Source organism: Sutterella parvirubra YIT 11816 (assembly GCF_000250875.1).
Classification (GTDB): Bacteria; Pseudomonadota; Gammaproteobacteria; order Burkholderiales; family Burkholderiaceae_F; genus Sutterella; species Sutterella parvirubra.
Genome location: NZ_JH605013.1, coordinates 70,954 through 74,042 on the forward strand (window position 1 = coordinate 70,954; position 3,089 = coordinate 74,042).

General features: G+C 63.7%; 3 protein-coding genes. 1 reads left to right on the plus strand and 2 read right to left on the minus strand.

Annotated elements, in window-relative coordinates; genetic code table 11:
* Window positions 1-586 (minus strand): ZIP family metal transporter (locus tag HMPREF9440_RS11735; protein ID WP_008543691.1); only part of this gene is annotated, 586 nt, incomplete at its 3' end.
* A gap of 145 nt (window positions 587-731) precedes the next feature.
* On the minus strand, window positions 732-1,967 hold the full coding sequence (locus HMPREF9440_RS09460; RefSeq protein ID WP_008543692.1) for a dicarboxylate/amino acid:cation symporter: 1,236 nt from the start codon (window positions 1,965-1,967) through the stop codon (window positions 732-734).
* 336 nt (window positions 1,968-2,303) lie between these two features.
* Between HMPREF9440_RS09460 and HMPREF9440_RS09465 the strand changes: the two genes are divergently transcribed.
* A complete protein-coding gene (locus HMPREF9440_RS09465) occupies window positions 2,304-2,990 on the plus strand; it encodes an outer membrane protein (RefSeq protein WP_040765531.1) in 687 nt (228 codons plus the stop codon).
* The last annotated feature ends 99 nt before the right edge of the window (window positions 2,991-3,089 follow it).

Sequence of the window (3,089 nt, forward strand, 5' to 3'; positions counted from 1 at the left end):
TCGCGCAGAGGAGCACCGCACGGGCGCGCTCGACCCCGGCCGCGCGCAGAATGATGAGGTAGCCCGTCTGCTGTGGGAGTTCGTGGGCGAGCACGGCAAGAGCCACCATCCACCCTTCGCGGTCCCCCATCCAGAAGGCGGCCGCGACGAGAAGGCCGTCGACGAAGCTGTGGACCGTCCCGCCCAGGAGCACCGCCGCGGCGCGCGTGCGGGCGCGGCCCGGCTGACGGTCATGGTCGTGATGATCGTGATGGTCGTGCCCGCAGTCCCCGTGCGGCGGGTGCGCGTCGGAGAGCGCGCCCGGGTGCGCGTGGTTGTGCCCCGCGCCGCAGACGCCCAGGACGAAGAAGAAGAGAAGCGTCGCGCCCAGCACCAAACCCAACACGTGCGGATCCGCCGCCGGATGCTCAAAGGCTTCGGGCAGAAGGTGCGTCGCCGCGAACGTGAGCAGGAGCCCCGCCGCGGCGCCCAGACAGGCGCCGCCGCCCCAGGCCGCCGCGCGGTCGGAGAGTCGGAGCGCGCCCCAAAGGGCCGCGGCGCGGGTGATCGCGTTGGCGAGCACCACCTGCAGGAGAATCCAGCTCATTTTGTTGAGAATGACTTTCAAATGGAAGGACGGCAAGTGTACCCGGCAAATGCGAACGCCGCGGGACTTTCGCCGCCGCGGCGTTGATTATCGCCAACCGGTGCGCGGCGTTTTTCACGAACGCCGCCCGTCCGGTGGGTTGTCGTCAGCTTTCGCCTTCGACGTACGGTTCGCTGTCGAGATCGCCTTCCATGTTGGTGACGACGATCGCGCTCGCCACGTCGCCGACGACGTTGATCGACGTACGGATCATGTCGAGGATTCGGTCGACGCCGGCGATGAGGGCCACCGCTTCGAGCGGGATGCCGACCTGCGTGAAGACGATGGTCGTCATGATGAGGCCCGCACCCGGGACGCCCGCGGTGCCGACGGCGGCCAGAACGCCCATCAGCACGATGGTGATCTGGTCGGCCATCGTGAGGTCGAGACCGTAGACTTCAGCGGCGAAGATTGAGCAGACGCCCATGTAGACGGCCGTACCGTTCATGTTGACGGTGTTGCCGAGCGGGATCGAGAAGGAGGCGATCGACTTCGTGGCGCCAAGCTTCCGGGCGGCCGTGAGGTTCGCCGGCAGAGCCGCCGCGGACGAGCACGTCGTGAAGGCAATGAGCCACGGTTCGAAGATGCCCTTGAGGAACTTCATCATCGGGGTCTTGCCGAGGATCATGACCATCGGCACGAGGATGACGAAGACCATGGTCGCCGTCGCGAGGAAGGACGAGAGGATGAGCTTCGCGAGCGGCAGCAGAACGCCGAGACCGTGACGGCTCACCGTGTAGGACATCAAGCCGAACACGCCGATCGGAGCGTAGAGCATGACCATGTGCGTCACGCGGATCATCGTGTCGCCGACGATTTCGAAGAACTTGAGCACGGGCTTGCCGCGTTCACCGAGCCCCGAGAGGCCGAAGCCGAAGATCACCGCGAAGAAGATGATCTGCAGCATGTTGCCCTTCGCGAAGGCGTCCATCGGGTTGATCGGGACGATCGCGAGCAACGTGTCGACGAGCTTCGGCGGCGTCACGGCCTTGGCCTGCAGACCTTCGGTCGAAAGGTCGAGGCCCATACCCGGCTGGATCGCGCCCGCGAAGAGCAGACCGATCGTCACCGAGATCGCGGTCGTGATCGCATAGACGATCAGAACCTTGGTCGCCACGCGGCCCAGCTTCGACGTATCCGAAATGCCGGCCGCGCCGGCGATGATCGTCGCGATCACCAAGGGCACCACCACCATGCGGATCAGTCGGATGAAGAGGTCGCCGAGAGGCTGCAGGTATGTCTTGGCCAGTTCGGCGTCCACCATTGCGCCGACGACGACACCCAGCGCGAGACCGATCATCATCTGCCAGGCCAGACTGATTTTGACTTTGTTGGAGGACATGTCTCCACCCCTTGTTTTTTATTGGAAGCAAGCGGTTCCGCATTGATGCGGACGCCCGGAAAGCGGACGAATTTCTAGTTTCATCCCCGCCTTTTCCCGATTGTAGGAGGGTAATGAGGCGAACCCTCTTGGCAGATTTCGTACGTGTTTGTACTAAGGTTTTGTAAAGACGCGGACAGACTTTTGATTTCAGGCGGTTTTTACGGTTTATTACCCATGGCCGACGAACGGGCGTTCATGCGAAGTTTTGTCTTAAAGCAAATCGCACGCCTCAAAGCCCCTCCAGGGACTAAGAGAAAGTACCGCACCAAACCTTCAAAAAACGGGGTTGACAAGATGCAAAGCCTCTTTTTCGGGCATTTTTCGCGGGTTGCCGTCGCCGGGCTCCTTTTGGGCGCCTTTTCCTGCGCCTCCATCGCCGCAGACGCCTCCGGCCCCTACGTATTCGGCGCAGTCGGGGCGTCCTACGCCGACAACGACTATTCGGACCGCGTGGGGCCCCTGAACAACACCTTCAACAACGACACCCGTAACCATGAGTCGCTCTGGAACGCCACCGGGAAGCTGGGCGCGGGCTGGCGCGTGAACGACTGGTTCGGCGTCGAAGGGGCGTTCTACTGGTTGGGCGAAACCGCGCACGAACACTCCGGAAACGCGAAGACGGGCGGCGCCCACCACAAGAGCCGCGCGGAATTCAAGGGCTGGGCCTTCGGGGTCGACGCCGTGGGCTTCTGGCCGGTGGCGGACGACGTGACGCTCTTTGCGAAGGCGGGCGCCGCGCTCGTGCGCGTCGAGGGCGAGAACCGCGCGGACCAGGCCGAGTTCGACTTCTCGGTTTCCGACACGCGCCTCGCGCCCAAATTGAGCGCCGGGCTCGAGTGGAACCTCACCGACGCGATGGCCCTTCGCGTCGAGTACGAACACTTCTTCAACGCCGCCAAATCGGAAACCAAGGCGGGGACGGTGCGCATGCCCGACCTCGACTACGACCTCGTGACCGTGGGCGTGCGCTGGGCGCTCTAAAACGTCTATTCACAATTCATGCGGCGGATTGACCTGAAGAGCGTTCCTCTTCGGGTCTCCCGTCGGTAGGATGAGGGTGGCGGTCGGCCGCGGGTTTTC

Bases quoted from the DNA above. Each gene is read 5' to 3' on its own strand.
- HMPREF9440_RS09460 (WP_008543692.1), bottom strand. From the start codon at position 1,967: ATGTCCTCCAACAAAGTCAAAATCAGTCTGGCCTGGCAGATGATGATC.
- HMPREF9440_RS09465 (WP_040765531.1), top strand. From the start codon at position 2,304: ATGCAAAGCCTCTTTTTCGGGCATTTTTCGCGGGTTGCCGTCGCCGGG.